At 71.0% G+C, this 18,958-nt stretch carries 20 protein-coding genes; 8 read left to right on the top strand and 12 right to left on the bottom strand.

Annotation, left to right across the window (positions count from 1 at the left end; all coding sequences use genetic code 11):
• Positions 1-95: 95 nt before the first annotated feature.
• Positions 96-302 (bottom strand): DUF5999 family protein, encoded by a 207-nt coding sequence (locus ABZV77_RS34880; protein WP_356265958.1) that lies wholly within the window; start codon positions 300-302, stop codon positions 96-98.
• Between the two features lie 306 nt (positions 303-608).
• On the bottom strand, positions 609-1,193 hold the full coding sequence (locus ABZV77_RS34875; RefSeq protein ID WP_356265955.1) for a hypothetical protein: 585 nt from the start codon (positions 1,191-1,193) through the stop codon (positions 609-611).
• 484 nt (positions 1,194-1,677) lie between these two features.
• Between ABZV77_RS34875 and ABZV77_RS34870 the strand changes: the two genes are divergently transcribed.
• The gene (locus tag ABZV77_RS34870; protein ID WP_356265952.1) at positions 1,678-3,195 is read left to right on the top strand and encodes a glutamate--cysteine ligase; all 1,518 of its coding nucleotides are present in this window, start codon (positions 1,678-1,680) and stop codon (positions 3,193-3,195) included.
• 3 nt (positions 3,196-3,198) lie between these two features.
• On the opposite strand, the gene ABZV77_RS34865 is transcribed toward ABZV77_RS34870, so the two are convergent.
• On the bottom strand, positions 3,199-4,974 hold the full coding sequence (locus tag ABZV77_RS34865; protein ID WP_356265950.1) for a substrate-binding and VWA domain-containing protein: 1,776 nt from the start codon (positions 4,972-4,974) through the stop codon (positions 3,199-3,201).
• Positions 4,975-5,142: 168 nt separating this feature from the next.
• Here ABZV77_RS34865 and ABZV77_RS34860 point away from each other — a divergent pair, with 168 nt between their 5' ends.
• Entirely contained in the window at positions 5,143-5,946 is an 804-nt protein-coding gene (locus ABZV77_RS34860; RefSeq protein ID WP_356265947.1) for a type II CAAX endopeptidase family protein, read from the top strand.
• Between the two features lie 122 nt (positions 5,947-6,068).
• Here ABZV77_RS34860 and ABZV77_RS34855 read toward each other — a convergent pair whose 3' ends face one another.
• From ABZV77_RS34855 to ABZV77_RS34840, 4 genes are all read right to left on the bottom strand, one after another.
• Complete coding sequence (locus ABZV77_RS34855; RefSeq protein ID WP_356265944.1) at positions 6,069-6,890, bottom strand: PhzF family phenazine biosynthesis protein; 822 nt, start codon at positions 6,888-6,890, stop codon at positions 6,069-6,071.
• A 126-nt stretch (positions 6,891-7,016) separates the two neighbouring features.
• A complete protein-coding gene (locus ABZV77_RS34850; RefSeq protein ID WP_356265941.1) occupies positions 7,017-7,511 on the bottom strand; it encodes an amino acid transporter in 495 nt (164 codons plus the stop codon).
• A 74-nt stretch (positions 7,512-7,585) separates the two neighbouring features.
• Positions 7,586-7,951 (bottom strand): darcynin family protein, encoded by a 366-nt coding sequence (locus ABZV77_RS34845; protein ID WP_356265938.1) that lies wholly within the window; start codon positions 7,949-7,951, stop codon positions 7,586-7,588.
• Positions 7,952-8,014: 63 nt separating this feature from the next.
• A complete protein-coding gene (locus ABZV77_RS34840; RefSeq protein WP_356265935.1) occupies positions 8,015-8,905 on the bottom strand; it encodes an NAD(P)H-binding protein in 891 nt (296 codons plus the stop codon).
• Between the two features lie 273 nt (positions 8,906-9,178).
• On the opposite strand from ABZV77_RS34840, the gene ABZV77_RS34835 reads away from it, so the two are divergent.
• A complete protein-coding gene (locus tag ABZV77_RS34835) occupies positions 9,179-9,844 on the top strand; it encodes a PadR family transcriptional regulator (RefSeq protein WP_356265932.1) in 666 nt (221 codons plus the stop codon).
• Positions 9,845-9,971: 127 nt separating this feature from the next.
• Here the strand turns inward: ABZV77_RS34835 and ABZV77_RS34830 are convergent, their stop codons facing one another.
• Entirely contained in the window at positions 9,972-10,400 is a 429-nt protein-coding gene (locus ABZV77_RS34830) for an SRPBCC family protein (RefSeq protein ID WP_356265930.1), read from the bottom strand.
• 296 nt (positions 10,401-10,696) lie between these two features.
• On the opposite strand from ABZV77_RS34830, the gene ABZV77_RS34825 reads away from it, so the two are divergent.
• Positions 10,697-11,521 (top strand): putative protein N(5)-glutamine methyltransferase, encoded by an 825-nt coding sequence (locus tag ABZV77_RS34825; RefSeq protein ID WP_356265927.1) that lies wholly within the window; start codon positions 10,697-10,699, stop codon positions 11,519-11,521.
• Positions 11,522-11,557: 36 nt separating this feature from the next.
• Here ABZV77_RS34825 and ABZV77_RS34820 read toward each other — a convergent pair whose 3' ends face one another.
• On the bottom strand, positions 11,558-11,746 hold the full coding sequence (locus tag ABZV77_RS34820; RefSeq protein WP_356265925.1) for a hypothetical protein: 189 nt from the start codon (positions 11,744-11,746) through the stop codon (positions 11,558-11,560).
• Positions 11,747-11,942: 196 nt separating this feature from the next.
• On the opposite strand from ABZV77_RS34820, the gene ABZV77_RS34815 reads away from it, so the two are divergent.
• From ABZV77_RS34815 to ABZV77_RS34805, 3 genes are all read left to right on the top strand, one after another.
• Positions 11,943-12,560 (top strand): Clp protease N-terminal domain-containing protein, encoded by a 618-nt coding sequence (locus tag ABZV77_RS34815; protein WP_356265922.1) that lies wholly within the window; start codon positions 11,943-11,945, stop codon positions 12,558-12,560.
• Between the two features lie 141 nt (positions 12,561-12,701).
• Positions 12,702-13,721 (top strand): EamA family transporter, encoded by a 1,020-nt coding sequence (locus ABZV77_RS34810; RefSeq protein ID WP_356266002.1) that lies wholly within the window; start codon positions 12,702-12,704, stop codon positions 13,719-13,721.
• A 259-nt stretch (positions 13,722-13,980) separates the two neighbouring features.
• Positions 13,981-14,970, top strand: coding sequence for a DMT family transporter (locus ABZV77_RS34805; RefSeq protein ID WP_356265919.1), 990 nt, complete (start codon positions 13,981-13,983; stop codon positions 14,968-14,970).
• A 133-nt stretch (positions 14,971-15,103) separates the two neighbouring features.
• Here ABZV77_RS34805 and ABZV77_RS34800 read toward each other — a convergent pair whose 3' ends face one another.
• Together ABZV77_RS34800 and ABZV77_RS34795 are read right to left on the bottom strand one after the other, a co-directional pair.
• On the bottom strand, positions 15,104-15,745 hold the full coding sequence (locus tag ABZV77_RS34800) for an FMN-binding negative transcriptional regulator (RefSeq protein WP_356265916.1): 642 nt from the start codon (positions 15,743-15,745) through the stop codon (positions 15,104-15,106).
• The gene (locus ABZV77_RS34795) at positions 15,745-16,452 is read right to left on the bottom strand and encodes a pyridoxamine 5'-phosphate oxidase family protein (protein WP_356265913.1); all 708 of its coding nucleotides are present in this window, start codon (positions 16,450-16,452) and stop codon (positions 15,745-15,747) included. Before ABZV77_RS34795 ends, ABZV77_RS34800 begins: the two co-directional genes overlap by 1 nt.
• 99 nt (positions 16,453-16,551) lie before the next feature.
• Between ABZV77_RS34795 and ABZV77_RS34790 the strand changes: the two genes are divergently transcribed.
• Positions 16,552-17,883, top strand: coding sequence for an aminotransferase class I/II-fold pyridoxal phosphate-dependent enzyme (locus ABZV77_RS34790; protein WP_356265910.1), 1,332 nt, complete (start codon positions 16,552-16,554; stop codon positions 17,881-17,883).
• On the opposite strand, the gene ABZV77_RS34785 is transcribed toward ABZV77_RS34790, so the two are convergent.
• The gene (locus ABZV77_RS34785) at positions 17,874-18,956 is read right to left on the bottom strand and encodes a DMT family transporter (protein ID WP_356265907.1); all 1,083 of its coding nucleotides are present in this window, start codon (positions 18,954-18,956) and stop codon (positions 17,874-17,876) included. The two genes, ABZV77_RS34790 and ABZV77_RS34785, sit on opposite strands and share 10 nt — an antisense overlap.
• Between the last annotated feature and the right edge of the window lie 2 nt (positions 18,957-18,958).

The following is an 18,958-nucleotide window of genomic DNA, read 5'->3' as shown; positions in this document are numbered from 1 at the left end:
GTTCGGAGACTTCTCTCCGGGCCGGCCCCTCGTCTTTCCCGTGATGCTGTGGTGCCGTGCGGCGATGCCGTGCGCTCGTGCGGATGCGCCAGTGCTCAGGCCGCCGTCATGATCTGGTCGGTGCCCAGCGGTCGGTGCGGGGCGATGATCTGGCCGTCCGGCAGCAGCTCACCGGTGTCCTCGAAGAGCAGGACGCCGTTGCACAGCAGGCTCCAGCCCTGCTCCGGGTGGCTGGCCGCGAGCAGCGCGGCCTCCCGGTCGGCGGAGTCGGCTGTCGGGCACGGTGGTTGGTGCTGGCACATGGAAGGGTTCTTTCGCTGCGATGAGATGGCTGTGACGTCGGTCCTGTGGCTCGATGCGGTATTCATAACCGCCCCCCGTTGTAGTTGGTCCGATCCCAGTGTTGCCCTCCGGGCGTCAATCCGCAGGGATTTTGCCGCAGCGGCTCCTACTGCTTAAGGACGTATCACCCGCCCGGACGGTTCAGCCCAACTTCCCTGACTCTTCGGGTGGTTCGGGGTGGCCTGACCGGGCTAGTCCACCTGGGTGGGCAGCGCTGTGCCCCGCGGCCGGGGGGCTGCGGGGCACAGGAAGCGTGCGGGGCGCTGTCAGGCGGGTGAGCTCAGCAGCGGTGCCGGCGTCAGACGGTGGTTGAGCATCGGAAGGAGTTCGGCGACGCGGTGCGGGCGGTGGGCCGCGATGCCGGGCGGGGCGGGGGCCAAGGGCACGAGCAGATCGGTGGCGGCCAGCGAGCCCTCGGCGCCGTCGTCCGTGCAGTCGCGGTGCAGCCAGAGCGTGAGCATATACAGCTCGGGCACGGAGAGCAGCCGCGGCTGGCACGGCATGGGCATGGCCTCCGCGTGGCGCAGGGCGCGTTCGGTGGAGGTGATGTAGGGCCCTTCGAAGAAATGGGAGAACGCCCAGCCGTCCGGGGTGAGGATCGCGTCGGCCGCGGCGACGGAACGCTCGGCGCAGCGGATCAGGAAGCGCCAGCCGGCCAGTCGGGTGGGTGAAGTGGCCTGTGGGGTGATGTGGTCCAACACGTGGACGGGCAGGGGGAGTTCGGGGATCGCGGGTCCCTGGGCGGTACGCAGGGACGGTGTGCGGGCCTCGCTTACGGCAGTGGGGGAACCGAGTGCCGCGAGAACGCTGCGCAGGGCGGGCGCGGGAGCCGGGGGGACATGCAGCGGCATGGTGGGTCGCCTCTCTCATTCGACAGGCACAGTGGAGCCGGGGGCAGGTGCGTGACGGCGCTGTCAGCTCTGGGTCAGAGGGGCGGGGGCTGGGGCCGCGAGCGCCAACTCTCTGCCTAGATTGCGGAGTTTATACGAGCCATGTTCGATGGGTGTTTCACCTAGACGCAGTGGATATTGCGAGCAAGGACTTATTGAGACGTCCTTGTGCGGGCCTTTACGCCGTTTTAGTGCGGGTCTCGGGGTCGTGACCTCGTATTCCCCGATGCGCGCGGTCGGCCGATTTCTGCCGGTGCTTTTGACCAGGCGCTTCGGTACAGAATCTGCATCGTGCCGCATGCCTGGTGAATGTGCCGGACAACCGCCGCGTCGAGCGTACTGGTCGGGGGTCCCGCGCGGGGCGTTATCGATCACATTGCCTGGGCATCATCCCCCGTACACAGCGGCCGGACCCTGGGCTGCCCGTTCGAGGAGGGACGCTTCGATGGGGGAGAAGGTCGCGGCGGGCACGTTCGACCTGGCCGACAGGCACCACTACCGAGGCAAGCTCCGGGCGTGTCTTACGGGGCTGGAGCGGATGTTGAAGGAGGAGCGATTCGATCGGCCCAAGAATCTCATGGGCATGGAGATCGAGCTGAATCTCGCCGGGCCCGACGGGCTGCCGAGGATGTTGAATGCGCAGGTACTTGAGCGCATCGCGAGCCGGGATTTCCAGACGGAACTCGGAATGTTCAATCTCGAAGTCAACATCGCCCCGCACCGGCTCGGTGGCCGCGTTCTCGACCGGCTCGCCGAGGAACTGCGCACGGGCCTCAACTATGCGCACAGGAAAGCGAACGAGCTCGCCGCCGGGATTGTCATGATCGGCATTCTGCCGACCCTGAACGACGCCGACCTCGTCTCCGCGAACCTCTCCGACGTCGATCGCTACGCCCTCCTGAACGACCAGATCGTGGCGGCACGCGGCGAACACTTCGCGCTGGACATCCAGGGTGTGGAGCGGCTGACCTGCACCTCGGCGTCGATCGCGCCCGAAGCGGCGTGCACCTCCGTGCAGTTGCACCTGCAGGTCACGCCCGCCCGGTTCGCCGACGTGTGGAACGCGGCGCAGGCGATCGCGGCCGCGCAGATCGTCGTGGGCGCCAACGCGCCGTTCCTGTTCGGCCGTGAGCTGTGGCGCGAGTCGCGGCCGCCGCTGTTCCTGCAGTCCACCGACACCCGGCCGCCCGAGCTGCAGGTCCAGGGCGTGCGGCCGCGCACCTGGTTCGGGGAGCGCTGGATCACCAAGCCGCTGGAGCTCTTCGAGGAGAACCTGCGGTACTTCCCGGCGCTGCTGCCCCTGATGGAGGAGGAGGACCCGCTGGGTGTCCTAGACGCCGGCGGCGTACCGCGGCTCGGCGAACTCGTCCTGCACAACGGCACCGTGTACCGCTGGAACCGCCCGGTGTACGGCATCGCCGACGGCGTCCCGCACCTGCGGGTGGAGAACCGCGTACTGCCCGCGGGCCCCACCATCACCGACGTCATCGCCAACGCCGCCTTCTACTACGGGCTCGTGCGGGCGCTCGCGGAGGAGGCGCGGCCCGTGTGGACCCGGCTGCCCTTCGAGGCCGCCGCCCGCAACTTCGACGTCGCGTGCCGCCACGGCATCGACGCCAGGCTGCAGTGGCCCCGGCGCGGCAGGCTCGGCGGCACCACCGAGGTGGCGGCCGTCCACCTCGTACGCGACGAGCTGCTGCCGCTCGCGGCGGCGGGGCTGGACGCGTGGGGCGTGGAGGCCGCCGACCGCGACCTGTACCTCGGCGTGATCGAGGAGCGGTGCAGGCGGCGGGTCAACGGCGCGTCCTGGCAGGCCACGACGTACCACCGGGCCCTGGACGGCGGGATGTCCAGGGAGCAGGCGCTGGCCGCGACCACCAAGCGGTACAGCGAGCTGATGCACAGGGGAGAGCCGGTGCACACATGGCCGGTGGGGCTGCGCGAACCGGCGGTCCTGGGCTGAGCATCAGCCCTGGTTGCTGCCCGCTTCCATGATGGCCTTGAGGATGACCGCGTGGATCTGCGCCGGGTCGTCGACCTGGTGGCCGGAGCCGCCGGTCGCCTCGGCGATCTGCTGGACCTCGTCCTTGTCCGCCTCCGGGCCGACCGCGATGGCGATGATCGGCACCGGGTGCTCGCGGTCCGACATCTCCTCCAGCTGGGAGATCAGGGAGCTGCGCGAGATGCTGCCCGGGTCTTGGTTGACGCCGTCGGTCAGGATCACCAGGGCGTTGAACTTGCCGCGCGCGTACGTCGACCGGGCCTCCTTGTAGGCGGCGAGCGTGGTGTCGTACAGACCGGTGGCGCCGCCCGGCACGGGTTGCAGGCTGCTGAAGGCGTCCGACAGTTCGTCGCGGTGGGTGGCGCCGCCCTTGCGGTCGCCAAGGCGCCGGGTCGGTTCCAGCTTGCGGTAGTCGCGGGTGCCGTCCAGCCGGGTGGCGAACTCCCACAGGCCGATCTCGTCCTCGTCGGTGAAGCCCGCGAGGGCCCTCAGCAGCGAGGCCTTGGTGATCTCCATGCGGGACTGGTTGCGGCCGGGCACGAACTGCGCCATGGACTCCGAGGCGTCGACGACGGTGTTGAGCCGGGCGCTCTGCACCGTGATCGTCCACATGCCCAGGGTCTCCTGGAGCTGCTTGTCCGACGGCGGGTCCGTGGCCTCGTCCGCGTAGGGCTGCGGGGTGCGGCCGCCCGCGGCGGTGACCAGCTTGTCGGAGGGCTGGTCGGGGTCGGTCCTGAAGCCGTGCTCCGTCAGGATCCGGCGGCCTTCGTCATCGCTGAACATCGTCATGAAGCGCAGGGCGGCCCGGCTCGTGTCGGTGGACATCCGGTCGTCCTCGACCAGCGTGTACGGGTAGTCGAGCCGGGGCGAGCCGTCCTTGGGGTAGAAGAGGTCGAGGCTGTTCTCCTCGCCCGCCGACGCGTTGTGCGCGTATGCGGCCTGTTCGGAGAGGATCAGGGCCTGGTTGCGGCGGGGGTTGCCCTGCTCGGTGCCGGAGCCGTCGCGGGCCAGGGTGTCGAGGAGTCGGCCGTCGCTGTCGGTGGTGCGGGCCGCAAGCGCCTTCGCCAGGGCGGCGGCCCGGGTGTCGCCCTCCTTGCCGCCCTGCTTCTTCGCGGACGCGCCCATCTTGGCGAGGGCGAGCAGGCCGGTCGCGCTGCGCGCGGGGTCGGCCGCGCCCAGGCGCAGCTTGTCGCCCTTCGTCGCGGCGGTGGTCAACTCCGGCCAGTCGTACGTCTTCTTGGGCCAGCCCAGCGACTCGGCGGCGGACGGCACCATGCCGATGCCGACGGGCGAGGAGGCGACGTTGCCCGCGGGGGAGACCTTGCTCTGCTTGCCTCCGATGCCGACGCGCTGCACCCAGACGTCGGAGTCCGGCACCCACACGTCGTACTCCGGATCGCCCTTGCCGGAGCGGAGTTCGGCGGCGACCTTGTACGAGTCGCGCGCGGTCACCCGCACGTCGATGCAGTGCCCGTCCGAGGTGATCTCCTGCTCGCGGGCCTCGTCGGCCGCCTCGCGCAGGGCGGGGGACACGGCAGGAGCGGCGACGACGTCGAGGCTGACCGCGTCGTCGCCGCAGGAGCCGCCGAAGGAGAGCAGACCGGCGCTGACGGCGGCCGCCGTGCCTCCCGCCACCACGAGGACGAGCGCCGTGGCGATGGCGACCGTGCGTCCGCGTGCCTGCGCTCGGGGGCCGGGCGCTGCCGTTCCGTGCTCATCGGGCAAGCTGTGACGTCCCATGGCGGTGGTGCCCCTCCTTGGAAGATGAAGCAAGGAAAGAGGGGGCCTGTGCGCCTGGAATCGGCGTCCGTCCCCCTCGGCCTGTCGCGCACGATCTTCGTAACTTCTTTCGAGACCCTAGCGGGGCGAGGATGGGGATGAGGCGGGATTACTCAACTGGAGGCGTAAGTGCAAGCGGAGCCGGGGCCGATGGCCGGTTCTTTTCCAGCGGACGGGCCGTCACGACGGATCCTGAGGGATGAGACGCTGCTCGTACTGGCTCTCTCGCTCGGGGCGAGCGGTGTGTCCGCGCTGATCAGCTTTGTCGGGTCGGTCACCAAACCGGGCGGTCTGAAGGACCAGGCGGCCACGATGAACGCGTCGGCCGCGCCGGGTCGGCCTTGGCTGGATCTCGCATGGCAATTGTTCGGAATTACGACCGCGTTGGTGCCGGTCGCGCTGGTCGCGCACTTCCTGCTGCGCGAACGGGAGGGGCTGCGGACGATCGGCTTCGACCGGACCCGGCCATGGCCGGATCTGGGGCGCGGCACCGCGATCGCCGCGGTGATCGGCAGCACCGGGATCGCCTTCTATCTGGCGGCCCGCGGGCTCGGCTTCAACCTCACGGTGGTGCCGGAGGCGTTGCCCGAAGTGTGGTGGAAGTACCCCGTCCTCGTGCTGTCCGCGGTGCAGAACGCGGTCCTTGAGGAAGTGATCGTCGTCGGGTATCTGCTGCGCAGGCTCGGCCAGTTGGGGTGGACGCCCATGGCGGCGCTGGTGGGCAGTTCGGTGCTGCGCGGCTCGTACCACCTCTACCAGGGCATCGGCGGGTTCGTCGGAAACCTCGCGATGGGCGTGGTCTTCGCGCTGCTCTACCGCAGGTGGGGGCGGGTCGGCCCGCTGGTCGTGGCCCACTCCCTGCTCGACATCGGCGCGTTCGTCGGATACGGGCTGCTCGCGGGGAAGGTGGGGTGGCTGCCTACGCCTTCGTGAGGCGGAGGGGGACGTGTGTGAGCCGGTGGGGACGTACGTGATTCTCGTACGTCCCCACCGTGCTGTCCGGGCCTCGGGGCCTCTGAGCCTTCGGCCCTTCGGCCCTTCGGGCTCTCGTGCTGTCAGGCGAAGAGCTCGCCCTCGATGACCGTGACCGCGCGGCCGGTCAGGAGGGTGCGGTCGCCCGTGAGCTCCGTGCGGACCAGGCCGGTGCGGGCCGAGGCCTGCAGGCCGGTCAGTTCGGTGCGGCCGAGGCGCTCGGACCAGAAGGGGGCGAGGGCGGTGTGAGCGCTGCCCGTCACCGGGTCCTCGTCGATGCCGACGCGCGGGAAGAAGCAGCGCGAGACGAAGTCGTAGCCGAGGGAGGGATCCTCGGCCGCGGCCGTGGCGATGATGCCGCGCTCGGAGTACCGGACGAGGGCCCTGTGGTCCGGGGCGAGCGACCTGACCGTCTTCTCGTCGGCGAGCTCGACCAGCAGGTCGCCTACGTTCCGGCCCGTGTCGTACGCGCGGAGCGGCTCGGCGCCGAGGGCCTCGGCGATGCCGTCGGGGAGTTCGGCCGCGGTGAGCGGGGCGGTCGGGAAGCCGAGCGTGAGGGTGCCGTCCTCGTGCGCGGTCGAGGTGAGGACGCCACTGCGGGTGGTGAAGCGGACGGTGCCCGAGGCGGCGCCCGTGGCGTGCAGGACGTGTGCCGTGGCCAAAGTGGCATGGCCGCACAGGTCGACCTCGGTGGTGGGCGTGAACCAGCGCAGCGCCCAGTCGGCGTCCCCGCCCGTGGGCAGCGGGTGGGCGAAGGCGGTCTCCGCGTGGTTGACCTCCCTGGCCACGTGCTGCAGCCAGGTGTCGTCGGGAAAGGCGTCGAGGAGCAGGACCCCGGCCGGGTTGCCCGCGAACGGGCGGTCGGTGAAGGCGTCGACGATGCGGATGCGGTGGGAAGTCGGCATGGGGATCACGGTAGAGGGCTGTGGAGTGCGCGGGGTAAGTCCAATCTGGATTCACTGGACTGGTTGAGGGGAGTGATTGGCCTGCCGGAGGTTCGCTCGTCGGCTCGTTCTGCGTGGCGGGGTGTCTTATACGAAGTGGGTGGCGATCCCGAAGGCTCGGCGGAGCTGCGCCATGTCGTGCCGGTCGCGGTCCCTGGGCTCGTATCCCTGGTGGAAGTAGACCTGCTGTTCGGCGGACAGGCACGGGACGGGCGTTCCCTCGATGGTGCCTGTCACGAAGCACGAGGCGGGATAGGTGAAAGGGCGCTCCGGTTCGGGTGAGGCCTGAACCGCCGAGCCGTCGTCGGCGAAGACGAGCGGATGAAGGTCGATCTCCCGGCCGTCCGAAGCCGTCACCACGAATCGGATGGGCCGCTGGTTCAGGCTCTCCACGAACCCCGCCTCGGAGAGAGCCGCCACCACGACGGTTTCCTGATCCTGCCGATGCATCAGGTCCATGTCGCGGTGGTCCCGGGTCTGCTCGCCGATCAGGGCGTCGATCCCCCACCCTCCGCCGATCCAGACGTCGACCTGTGCCCGCCGCAGCAGGGTCAGGACGGACAGCACCTCTTCAGCCGTCATCACATGACGCAGGCTAGAAGCGATCACCTCGGGCGGCGAACGAATTCCTCGGTGCGGGGAGACGGGTCAGGTGGTCAGGTGCTGATGGTGGTGACGGCGTCGACTCCGTAAGTACGCGCGTAGCCGTTCTCGGTGCCGACGAGGAGGTCGACCACCTCGAAGTAGCGGTCCCAGAACGGGGTTTCGCGCAGGGCGTCGATCAGGAGCTGGTAGGCGTTGTGGTCGTCCGCCTCCCAGACCCAGACGTCGGTGACGCGCGCGGAGTAGAACTCCGTGTCGTAGAAGCGGGACCTGACGCCCGTCGTCCTGGCCTTGATGGTGGGGACGACCTGGGTGGTGAAGGCCTCCACCCGTTCCTGGACGGTCAGGGCCAGCCATTCGGGTGTGGTCTTGACGAGCATGAATGCCGTGACCGGTGTCTTGGGTGCCTCGACGGGCATGGGGTGCCTCTTTCTTGAAGAACTTGGCGAAGGTGTGGGGCCGGACGTCGGCCCGGAGCGGTGTCAGGCGAGTACGGCGGGCTTCAGTACCTGCGCGCACCACTGCTCGAAGGTGGTGGGGGACGAGGACGCGTCGGTGCGGGGCACTCCGGCATCCAGTCCGTCGTCCTTGGCGCGCTTCATGTCCACGATTCCCTGGACGAACGTCTTGTCGAGGCCGTAGCCGACGAGGGTCGTGCGCAGGTCGTCGTAGGACTGGCGTTCGTAACGGACCGGCCGTCCGAGCTGCGCGGTCATGATGCGGGCCAGGTCCGCGGGGGACAGGTCCTGCGGTCCGAGGACGGGCACGCTGCCGACGCCGGTCCAGGTGCGGTCCAGGAGCAGGGTCGCGGCCGCGGCGGCGATGTCGGCGACGGCCACCAGCGGCGCCTTGCGGTCCGCGTCGACGGAGTCGGTGAAGACGCCGGTCTCCCGGATCGAGTCGGCCTCTTCCAGGAGGTTCTCGAAGAACGACGGGTTGGCCAGGGCGCGGTAGGCGACGCCGGAAGAGGCGATGACGTCGTCCATGGCGAGGGAGGCGGTCACGAGTCCGGCGCGGTCGGCGACCGGGGTGCCGCGGCCGAGTGCGGAGACGCCGACGACGTGGCCGACTCCGTGGGAGGCCAGGGCTTGCGCGGCGGGACGGGCGAAGCCGCTGAAGCCTGCCTCCGGGGTCAGGGAGGAGTCCGGGGGGGCGACCCAGAAGACGGCGTCGGCGCCCTCGAAGGCACGGTCGACGACCTTGGCGTCGCCGTGCGAGCCGGTGATCACCTCGACGCGTTCGCGCACGTCGGCGGGGAGCCGCGCCGGGTCGCGCACGACGACGCGCAGGGTTTCCTCGGCCGGGGCGGACTCGAGGAGCCGGGGGAGCAAGTGGCTGCCGATGTTCCCGGTGGGTGCGGTGATGACGATCATGAAAGCTTCCTCAATGGGGGGCCGGTTCGGACCGGGCGGGGCCGGGTGGGAATGCCTCCATCCTGCGAAGCCACCAGGCATTACCACAATGGAAACTTCGGCACGCAATCATTGCCTGAAGTGGAATTACGCAGGTGGGGAGCTGTTCTGGACCCCTTCGAGGCCCGCTTACGACGTCGATCACTGTCCGGGGGTTGTCGGCCGAACTATTCCGATATATCGTTGAGGCATCGCGACAGATTCGCGACTGATCAAAGAAGAGGAGTGATCACCATGCGTACCCATGGTTTTGAACACGAGCACGGACGCGGACATGGACACGGCCGCCGCGGCGGCCCCGAGGGCCGAGAGGGCTCCGGCCGCGAAGGCTTCGGCGGATTCGGTGGCTTCGAGGGGCGGCGCGGCGCGTTCGGCCCGTTCGGTCCCGGCTTCGGTGGACCCGGCGGGCCCGGTGGCCCCTGGGGCGGCCGGGGCGGACGCGGTGGCGGACCGCGCGGCAGGGCGAGGCGCGGCGACGTACGCGCATCGATCCTGGCGCTCCTGAAGGACCGGTCCATGCACGGCTACGAAATGATCCAGGAGATCGCCGAGCGCAGCGGCGGGGCGTGGAAGCCCAGCCCCGGTTCGGTCTACCCGACCCTCCAACTGCTGGAGGACGAGGGCCTGATCGTCAGCGCGAGCGAGGGCGGCAAGAAGCTCTTCTCGCTCACCGACGCCGGGCGCGAAGCGGCCGACGAGGGTCCCGAAGCGCCGTGGGAAGAGGCCGGACGCGGGGTCGACTGGGACACGCTGAACGAGATCCGGCAGGCCGGTTTCGGTCTGATGGAGGCGTTCGGCCAGGTCTGGAAGACCGGCAGCAAGGAACAGCGCGAGAAGGCGGTCACGGTCATCAATGACGCCCGCAAGAAGATGTACTTGATCCTCGCCGATGAGGACTGAGGTGGTCGGGGCCGACGGCCCTGCCGCAGATGAGGCGCCCCGCACGCATGGTGCGGGGCGCCTCGTCGTCGTTGTGCGCGGGCGTGTGGGTGTGTGTGAGGGTGCGTGTGCGTCAGGTTCGTGGGTGTCAGGTCACCAGGCCGTCCAGCTTGCGCAGCGACTCGTGGAGGGCGGCGGTCGCCGAGTCCTTCAGCTTGCCCGCCATCAGGGACACGGCTGCTCCGGTGAATTCGCCCTCGATGCGGACCACCGTCGCCGCCCCCTCGGGGGAGAGGGAGTAGCGAGTGCCGACGTTGACGCCCATCGGGCCCTTGCCCGCGATGGCCAGGGTGCGGGCGGTCTCCAGTTCGCCGATGGTCCAGTTGACCTCGGCGGGGAAGCCCATCAGCTTCATGTTCTCCACGAAGGTGCCGCCCACTTCCAGCGTCGTGGGGCCGCCCTGGGGGAAGCTCGTGTGCGTGGCGTTCCACTCGCCGTAGGAGGAGAAGTCGGTGAGCTGGGCCCAGACCTTCTCGGCGGGCGCCTCGATCCGTGCTTCCGCGCTGACTTCGGCCATGCGGCCACCTCTTCGCGTCGGGCGCTGCGACGACCGCAGCTGCGGTGTCGCGGAACGTAGCCGCAGGTCCCGGAACATTCAATACTGATGAACTGTCAGATCTGGGTACGGGCGTGGCTTCGGGCGCGGCTTGAGGTACTGTTCCCGTGCCCTGTGACGGACGCAGGCGGCGCGCTTTGGAGGTGAGACCCATTACCGCAGTAGCAGGTCGGGTGCTCCCCTCTCGCGACCGCGCGGTTCACCTGGCGTAGGTGGCCCGAGGGAGCCCCATCGGGTTCCCGGAAGGTTTTCGTCATATGTCGGTTTCGGCTTTCTCCACGTCGCACCATTCTTCGTCGCACCACTCCTCGTCACACCACTCCTCCGTCGTCGGCACCCTGCGTGCCGCGGGCTGCGTCTTCGCCGAGGACGAGGCGGAGTTGATCCTCTCCACCGCGAGGACCCCCGCCGAAGCGGCCGCCATGGTCGAGCGTCGCGCGGCAGGACTGCCGCTCGAACACGTCCTGGGATGGGCGGAATTCCGAGGTCTGCGGATAGCCGTGGACCCGGGGGTGTTCGTCCCGCGCCGCCGCACCGAGTTCCTCGTCGCCCAGGCCGCCGAGCTCGCCGGACGCCCGGCCGTCGTCGTCGACCTGTGCTGCGGGTCGGGGGCCCTCGGCGCCGCGCTCGCCGCGGGCCTCGGCCGGGTCGAGCTGTACGCGGCCGACATCGATCCCGCGGCGGTCCGCTGCGCCCGCCGCAACGTCATCGATGCCGGAGGCCAGGTCTACGAGGGCGACCTCTACGACCCGCTGCCCGACGCGCTCCGGGGGCGTGTCGGCATCCTCCTTGCGAACGTTCCGTACGTCCCCACTGAAGAGGTGGGCCTGTTGCCCACAGAGGCCCGCGTCCACGAGGCGCGGGTGGCGCTCGACGGCGGTGCGGACGGGCTCGACGTGCTGCGCCGGGTGACCGAGGAGGCGCCCGCGTGGCTGGCGCCCGGCGGTCACCTTCTCTTCGAGACGAGCGAGGGTCAGGTGTCCGCGGCCGTCGACACCGTCGAGCGGGCCGGTCTGCTGGCGCGAGTGGTGGGTGACGAGGAGATGTACGCGACGGTGGTCATCGGGACGTGGCAGGGCTAGGACCATCAGACAGGCCCCAGGGCCATCAGGCGGGCCCTAGCCGACCCGTCGTATGACCGCCGCGTCGAAAAGGTCCGACGCCCGGGGGAACGGACCCTCGTCGTGGCAGTGCCAGGCATCCCAGAACAGGTCGGCGGGCAGCGCGTCGTCGGGTGCGTACACCCGGTAGACGTACTGCCTGCCGTCGACCGCCGGCAGGGCGACCATCCAGCACCTGCTCTCCATGCTTGTGGGACGTGCGAGGTGGCGCGATGGTTGCGCGCCCGGCGCGGGGCAAGACGGCGCGCGTGACTCCGCGCGGATCCCTCGGATCTCATCCGTAAGGAGGACAACCACCGCAGGAGTGCCCAACCTGTGTCGGACGCGAAGATGCTTCCCGCCGCCGATGCATATGCCCCTGGGGGTTGATGTGGTGGGAGATGTGCAAAGCCGTACCCCGTCGGGCGCCGAGCCCGGCCCGACCCGAGCAGAACCCGACTCCCGACTCACCGCAGAGCTGGCGTCGGTGGTTTCCGGCGCGCGCCGTCGCGCCGTCCGTGACGGGGACCGGCAGATGGACACCGCCCACCTGCTGCACTCCCTCCTGGAGACCGACACCGAGGTGCGCGCCGTCTTCGAGAGCGGCGCGCAGGCCGTCCGGGTCCTCGGCTACCTCGTGCAGCGCAGCATCGGCTACGGCCTGCAGTGGCAGGGCACCGTCGAGGACTCCGGCGCCGTCCCGGTGGTGACGCCCGCGAGGGAGACCGGTTGGTCGCCCGCCGCGGGCACGGCCATGGAAGTGGCCCTGGAACGTGCCGAGCTGCGCGGCGAACCGCGGGCCCTCGGCATGGACCTGCTCGCGGGGCTCGTCGCCGACCCGGAATGCCGGGCCGTCGAGGTCCTCGCGCGAGCCCGCGTCGACGTTCCGGCGCTGCTGGGGCGCATCGAGGCGGGATGCAGGCAGTACGCCTCCGATGGCGGCCACGGTCATGGGCACGTCGGGGGCCACGGATACACCGAAAGCAGCGGATACACCGAAAGCAACGGCTCCGGCGTCTGAGCGCGGCCCTGAAGGGCGGCAGCGGCGCTTCAGGGTGCGGTGCGGTGTCCGCTGGATGAGACAGGGGTCAAAGGGCGTGACGCTCATGACGGCTCCTGCCATGATGTGCCGGTGCAAGCGTCTGAGGGGATTCAGGAGAGCCTGGCGGGCCGAACCGATCCGGGAAACCGGGGGAGTGGTCCGAGCCGGGGAAAGCCCGGCAGGGGCGTCGGTCTCGGGCTCGCCCTGCTGTCGGCGGTCGCCTTCGGAGGCTCCGGTGTCGCGGCGAAACCGCTGATCGAAGCGGGCCTTGACCCCCTGCACGTGGTGTGGCTGCGGGTGGCGGGCGCCGCCCTGGTCATGCTGCCCGTCGCCTGGCGCCACCGCGGACTGCTGCGGAGCAGGCCCGCGCTGCTCGCCGGATTCGGCCTCCTCGCCGTCGCGGGCGTCCAGGCCTGCTACTTCGCCGCGCTCTCCCGCATTCCCGTCGGCGTCGCCCTGCTGATCGAATACCTCGCGCCCGCGCTCGTCCTCGGCTGGGTGCGCTTCGTGCAACGGCGCCCCGTGACGCGGGCCGCCGCGCTCGGCGTGGTCCTCGCCGTCGGCGGTCTCGCCTGTGTCGTGGAGGTGTGGGCGGGGCTGAGCTTCGATGCCGTCGGACTCCTGCTCGCCCTCGGCGCCGCCTGCTGTCAGGTGGGCTACTTCGTCCTGTCCGACCAGGGCAGCGACGCGGGCGCCGACGCCCCGGACCCGCTCGGCGTCATCGCGTACGGCCTGCTCGTCGGCACGGCCGTGCTGACCGTCGTCGCGCGGCCGTGGGGCATGGACTGGTCGGTGCTCGCGGGCGACGCGGACCTGGACGGCTCCGCGGTCCCGGCCTGGGCCCTGCTCGCCTGGATCGTGCTCGTCGCGACGGTCGTCGCCTACGTCACCGGCGTGCTGTCCGTGCGCAGGCTCTCGCCCCAGGTGGCGGGTGTCGTGGCCTGCCTCGAAGCCGTCATCGCGACCGCCCTTGCCTGGGTCGTCCTGGGCGAACACCTTTCGGCGCCGCAGGTCGTGGGCGGCGCGATCGTGCTGGTCGGCGCGTTCATCGCCCAGTCGTCGGCGCCGTCCGAGCCCGTCGTGCCGGGGGCCGTCCCAGCCCCCGAAACGGAGTTGTCGCACAGCGGAAGCCCGTCCTAGGGTTCCGGTCATGCATTCACGCGCACTCGTTCTTCCGCCTCCCGCCGCCTAGGCGCGGGACGCTCACGGATCATGCCCGAGCCGGTGGCCGGGCGGAACGGTGCTGCCCGCAGACGGAGTCAGACATCCCTCTCTGCTGCGGAGAAAACACGTGTCGAACTTGTTGCGCACATCTGACGTGCCCACGGCCGCGAATGCCCTTGGACCGAACGCCGTTGGACCGAACGCTGTTGGAACGAATGCCGCTGGAACGAATGGTGTGGGGCCGCAGGCCGGTGGTCTTGCGGTCGGGCGCGGTCTCTTCTATCTGATCTTCGCCGGGATCGCGTGGGGAACCGCGGGTGCCGCCGCCGCGCTGGTCTTCCGGGCCAGCGACATGGGGCCGGTCAGCCTCTCCTTCTGGCGGTGCGCGGGCGGCTTCGTGCTGCTGCTCGCCGCACGTCTGGCCACGCGCCTGTCGCGGCCGCGCCGGTCGACCACGCGCGTGGCGGTCGCCGAACCGCTCGGGCGCAGGGCGCGCCGCATCGTCGCGACAGGCGTGGCCCTCGCGGTGTTCCAGACCGCCTACTTCGCCGCCGTCGAGGTGACCGGCCTCGCGGTCGGCACCGTCGTCACCATGGGGTCGGGCCCCGTCCTCATCGCACTCGGCGCACGGCTTGCCCTGGGCGAGCGGCTCGGGCGCGGCGGCGTGATCGCCGTCCTGGGGGCCCTCACCGGCCTCGTCGTTCTCGTCCTCGGTGGCGACGGCGGCGGAGGCGCGACCCTGCGACCGGCCGGTGTGGTCTGGGGGCTCGTCTCCGCGGCCGCGTACGCCGTCATGACGCTGCTCACGCGCTGGTGGGGGAGGGGCGGCACGGCCGACTCGTCCGACACCACCGTCTGGGCGTTCGCCGTCGTCTCGCTCTGCCTGCTGCCGCTGGCCGCGGCCGAGGGCCTGGTGCCGCACACCGCCGAACCCGCGCGCGTGGGTGCGTATTTGCTGTACATCGCGGCCGTGCCGACGGCGGTCGCGTATGCCCTGTACTTCGCAGGGGCTGCCGTCGTGCGGTCCGCCACCGTCTCCGTGATCATGCTCCTGGAGCCGGTGGGTGCCGCGGTCATCGCGGTCGCGCTGCTCGGTGAGGACCTGACGGCGGCGACGGTGGCGGGCACGGCCCTGATGCTGGCCGCGGTGACGGGCCTCGCGGTCGCGGAGACGCGGGGCGCGGTGGCGGAGCGGCGGGCGGCGGCGCCGGTGGCACAGGTGTAGGCAATGGCACAGGTGTAGGCGATAGCGCTGGCGCAGGTGTTGAGGCAGCGGGTGGCGGCGGGCTTCGCTGTGGCTTTCGCGAGGCCCGCCGCTCGTCCTGCCGCTGGCTGTGCGCCGTCCCGGGCCGGGTGGGTCACGCCTCGCGGCGGCGCACCTGGTGCGTGCGGGCGGCCGCGTCCCCCGGGCCCTGCCGTTCGGCGAGGCCCGCGGCGATGCGGTCCTGCACCTCGTCCGGCTTGTGGCTCGCGTACTTGAACTTCGCCTGTACGTCGCTCACATCGAGGCACAGCGCCCGGATGCCGGAGAGCATGCGGCCGTACGGAGCCTCGCCCACCGCCGCCCGCGCGGAGCCGCCCTCGGGCTGGAAGTGGCCGACCTGGCGGTTCAGGACGTCGGCCTTCTCCTCCGGGTCGTCGACGACGCGGGCGGTGCAGCGCAACTGGACGGCGGCGTAGAAACTGGTCGGCACGCCGTGCTCGGCCGGGACGTCAGGCGGGGCCTGCCAAGGGCCCGGCACGTACACGTAGTCGTCGACCACGCTCAGGAGCACCTCGGAGTCGGCCTCCAGGGCGGGCCACAGGGGGTTCGGGCGTGCCAGGTGCGTGAGCACCCGGCCGTGCGGGCCGTGTTCGGCCTCGTACACGAAATGGAGGGGCTGGACGTGGGGCGGCTCGCCCGGGAGGCCGTTCACGGCGAGCTGCCCGAAGTCGTGGGCGGCGAGCCACTGCTGCCACTCGGCGTCGGAGCGAGCGGCATCCCAGGGGTGGATCAGCATCACAGCTCGACCAGGTAGTCGGGCACCTTGATGTCGGGTGACAGGTCCTCCGAGGGGATGAGGGCGTCGTGGCCCTTGCGGAGCGGGACGACGCCCGCCCAGTGGGGGAGGTCCATGTCCTCCAGTTCGTCGTTCGGGCCGCCGGTGCGCGCCTTCGCCGACACCTCGTTGAGGTCGAGGCTGATCACGGCGGTCGCCGCGAGCTCCTTGGTGTTGGCGGGGCGGGAGTCGGCGGACCGGCCGGGCACCACGTGGTCGACCAGCGCGTCCAGCGCCATCCGCTTCTCTTCGGGGTCCGTGACCTGGTGGGCGGTGCCGTGGATCACCACGGAGCGGTAGTTGATGGAGTGGTGGAAGGCGGACCGGGCCAGGACCAGGCCGTCGACGTGGGTGACGGTCAGGCACACCTGCAGCCCCGGGTCCTGCTCCTCGGAGCCTGCGCGCACCATGCGCAGCGGCCGGGAACCCGTCGAGCCGTGCACGTACAGGCGGTCGCCGACCCGTCCGTAGAGCGTCGGGAGCACGACGGGGGCGCCGTCGCGCACGAACCCGAGATGGCACACGTAGGCCTCGTCGAGTATCGCGTGCACCGTCTCCCGGTCGTACGCGGCGCGATCCGCGGAGCGGGTGGGGATCGTGCGGTCGGTCGGTGCGTAGGCGGCGCTGTCCGGCGAAGTGGTGTCGGTGGTGCCCGGCGTCGTCTGCATGGCTCTCCCTGAACTGATCTGCCCCCAGGTGATGCTCCGGGCGGTGGTGCCCGGATCATCGACTTGCGAGCTCTATTGCACTAGTGCATACTCTTGTTTGTGCTAGGAGAGTATCCGATCAGTGGGCGGCGTGCAGCCGAGATTGCGGCCAGTGTGGAGCGGGCCGTGGGTGACGGCGGCCTCGAACCGGGGCAACTGCTGCCCCCCATGCGGGAGTTGGCGACGCGCCTCGGGGTGAATCCCAATACGGTGGCGGCCGCCTACCGCACGCTGCGCGAACGCGGCGTCATCGAGACGGCGGGGCGGCGCGGGAGCCGGGTGCGCTCCAAGCCCGCGACCACGACGCGCGAACTCATCAGGGTGGACGCCCCGCCCGGCGTACGCGACGTCTCCATGGGCAATCCGGACCCGAAGCTGTTGCCCGCCCTCTCCGGAGCCTTCGTCTCGGCCGCGGCGCAGAGTGACACGGAACCCGTCCTCTACGGAGAGGGTGCGGTGGACCCGGAGCTTGAGCGGTACGCACGCGCGGCCTTCGAGGCCGACGGCGTCCCCCACGGCCCGCTCGCCGTCACCTCCGGATCGCTCGACGCCATCGAGCGGGTGCTCTCCGTCCACCTCAAGCCCGGCGACGGGGTCGCTCTGGAGGACCCGGGCTGGGGAAGCCTGCTCGATCTCGTCTCCGCCCTCGGGCTGCGCGCGGTTCCGGTGGGCGTGGACGACGAGGGCCCGCTGCCCGCCGACGTGGAGCGGGCGTTGGCATCCGGGGCGCGGGCGGCCGTGGTGACGGACCGGGCGCAGAACCCCACGGGCGCCGCTGTCACCGCTCCACGCGCGCGTGCCCTGCGGAAGGTGTTCGCCGCGCACGAGGACGTGCTGCTCATCGAGGACGACCACGGCCACGGCATCGTCGACCTGCCGCTGCATCCGCTGGCGGGGTCGACCAGGAACTGGGCCCTCACCCGCTCGACCGCCAAGGCGTACGGCCCCGACCTGCGGCTCGCCGTGGTCACCAGTGACTCGGTCACCGTCGACCGGCTGCGCGGGCGCCAGCGGCTCGGGCCGGGCTGGGTGAGCCGCCTGCTGCAGCGCGCCGTCGCGCGGCTCTGGGCCGAGGGCGCGGTCGACGCGCGCGTGGTGGCGGCGTCCTACGGGCGGCGGCGCGAGGCGCTGATCGCGGCGCTCGCCGAGCGGGGCGTTGCCGCGTACGGGCGCAGCGGCATGAACGCGTGGGTGCCGGTCCCGGACGAGACGGGGGCGGTCGCGCGGCTGCTGCACGCGGGATGGGCCGTGGCTCCGGGGGCGAGGTTCCGGCTGAACGCGCCGCCCGCGGTGCGGATCACCGTGGCGGCGCTGGAGGACGAGGACATCGTGGCGGTGGCGGACGCCGTCGCCTCCGCCACTGGGCCCGCTCCCGCGCGGCGTTACGATTGACGGGGTGGACGCGCGGTCGCGCTCGTGGTCGCCGTAGTCGTCGTTCTCGCCGCGCGGGGGCGGGACTGCGTGAGCGCCGCGCCCGCCAGGACGATCACCGCGCCGACCGGTGTCGACCAGCTCAGGGACTCGCCGAGCACCGCGACGCCCGCGGCGGTCGCGATGACAGGGATGAAGTACGTGACCATCTGGGCGGTGGTCGGGCCCACCTCGGCGACCAGCGCGTACTGCAACAGGAAGGCGACTCCGGTGCCGAGGGCGCCCAGTGCCACGATCGCCAGCAGCGGCACGACGGGGAAGTGCGTCGGGAGCGAGGTGAACAGCGGTGTCACCAGGGCCAGTTCGGCGGTCGCGACCAGCAGCTGGGCACCTGAGAGGGAGAGGTTGGAGTGCCCGGAACCGGCCAGCGTGCGGCGCACGTAGATCCAGCCGATCGGGTAGCTGAGCGAGGCGAGCAGGGCCATCGCCGTGCCGCCGAGATCGAGGCCGCTGAAGCCCTGCCAGGCGCCGAGCACGGTGAGCACTCCGAAGAACCCGATGCCGAGGCCCGCGACACGGCGCCGCGTCGGACGGTCCTCGGAGAGCGCGACGAGGGAGAGGGCCATGCCCCACAGGGGTGACGTCGCGTTGCAGATCCCGGCGAGTGTCGACGGGATCGACAGTTCCGCGTACGCGAAGAGCGAGAACGGCAGGGCGTTGAGCAGGAAGGCCGCCACCGTCAGGTGCAGCCAGGTCCGTGTGCCGCGCGGCAGCCGCTCCCGCTTCACCGCGAGCACGGCGGCGATCACGGCCGTGCCGAACACCAGCCTTCCCAGGGTGACCTGGAACGGTGCGTACCCCTCGGTGCCCACCTTGATCAGGAGGAAGCTGAAGCCCCAGATCAGCGAGAGGACGCCGAAGCGGATGCGCCAGTCGAGGGCGGGGCGACCGGGGTGGGCTGCCATCGTGGCCGAAGGGGCGGGGATGGTGGGGGTGGTCGGTGTGGCTTGCGTGGTCGGTGCGGTGGCTGAACGCGACGGCGGGGGCGCGGTGGTCATGCGTCTCACGATGGACCCGGCCATCTCGTAGCACAAGC

This window comes from Streptomyces sp. NPDC004732 (genome assembly GCF_040609235.1).
GTDB lineage: Bacteria > Actinomycetota > Actinomycetes > Streptomycetales > Streptomycetaceae > Streptomyces.
This window is presented reverse-complemented; position numbering and strand designations above follow the sequence as displayed.

What these genes read in the sequence shown, in the direction of transcription:
- ABZV77_RS34880 (WP_356265958.1), bottom strand. Translation starts at nt 302, where the DNA reads ATGTGCCAGCACCAACCACCGTGCCCGACAGCCGACTCCGCCGACCGG.
- ABZV77_RS34820 (WP_356265925.1), bottom strand. Translation starts at nt 11,746, where the DNA reads ATGGAGAGCAGGTGCTGGATGGTCGCCCTGCCGGCGGTCGACGGCAGG.
- ABZV77_RS34835 (WP_356265932.1), top strand. Translation starts at nt 9,179, where the DNA reads ATGCGTACCCATGGTTTTGAACACGAGCACGGACGCGGACATGGACAC.
- ABZV77_RS34855 (WP_356265944.1), bottom strand. Translation starts at nt 6,890, where the DNA reads ATGCCGACTTCCCACCGCATCCGCATCGTCGACGCCTTCACCGACCGC.
- ABZV77_RS34825 (WP_356265927.1), top strand. Translation starts at nt 10,697, where the DNA reads ATGTCGGTTTCGGCTTTCTCCACGTCGCACCATTCTTCGTCGCACCAC.
- ABZV77_RS34795 (WP_356265913.1), bottom strand. Translation starts at nt 16,452, where the DNA reads ATGCAGACGACGCCGGGCACCACCGACACCACTTCGCCGGACAGCGCC.
- ABZV77_RS34875 (WP_356265955.1), bottom strand. Translation starts at nt 1,193, where the DNA reads ATGCCGCTGCATGTCCCCCCGGCTCCCGCGCCCGCCCTGCGCAGCGTT.
- ABZV77_RS34800 (WP_356265916.1), bottom strand. Translation starts at nt 15,745, where the DNA reads ATGCTGATCCACCCCTGGGATGCCGCTCGCTCCGACGCCGAGTGGCAG.
- ABZV77_RS34865 (WP_356265950.1), bottom strand. Translation starts at nt 4,974, where the DNA reads ATGGGACGTCACAGCTTGCCCGATGAGCACGGAACGGCAGCGCCCGGC.
- ABZV77_RS34830 (WP_356265930.1), bottom strand. Translation starts at nt 10,400, where the DNA reads ATGGCCGAAGTCAGCGCGGAAGCACGGATCGAGGCGCCCGCCGAGAAG.
- ABZV77_RS34840 (WP_356265935.1), bottom strand. Translation starts at nt 8,905, where the DNA reads ATGATCGTCATCACCGCACCCACCGGGAACATCGGCAGCCACTTGCTC.
- ABZV77_RS34870 (WP_356265952.1), top strand. Translation starts at nt 1,678, where the DNA reads ATGGGGGAGAAGGTCGCGGCGGGCACGTTCGACCTGGCCGACAGGCAC.
- ABZV77_RS34850 (WP_356265941.1), bottom strand. Translation starts at nt 7,511, where the DNA reads ATGACGGCTGAAGAGGTGCTGTCCGTCCTGACCCTGCTGCGGCGGGCA.
- ABZV77_RS34845 (WP_356265938.1), bottom strand. Translation starts at nt 7,951, where the DNA reads ATGCCCGTCGAGGCACCCAAGACACCGGTCACGGCATTCATGCTCGTC.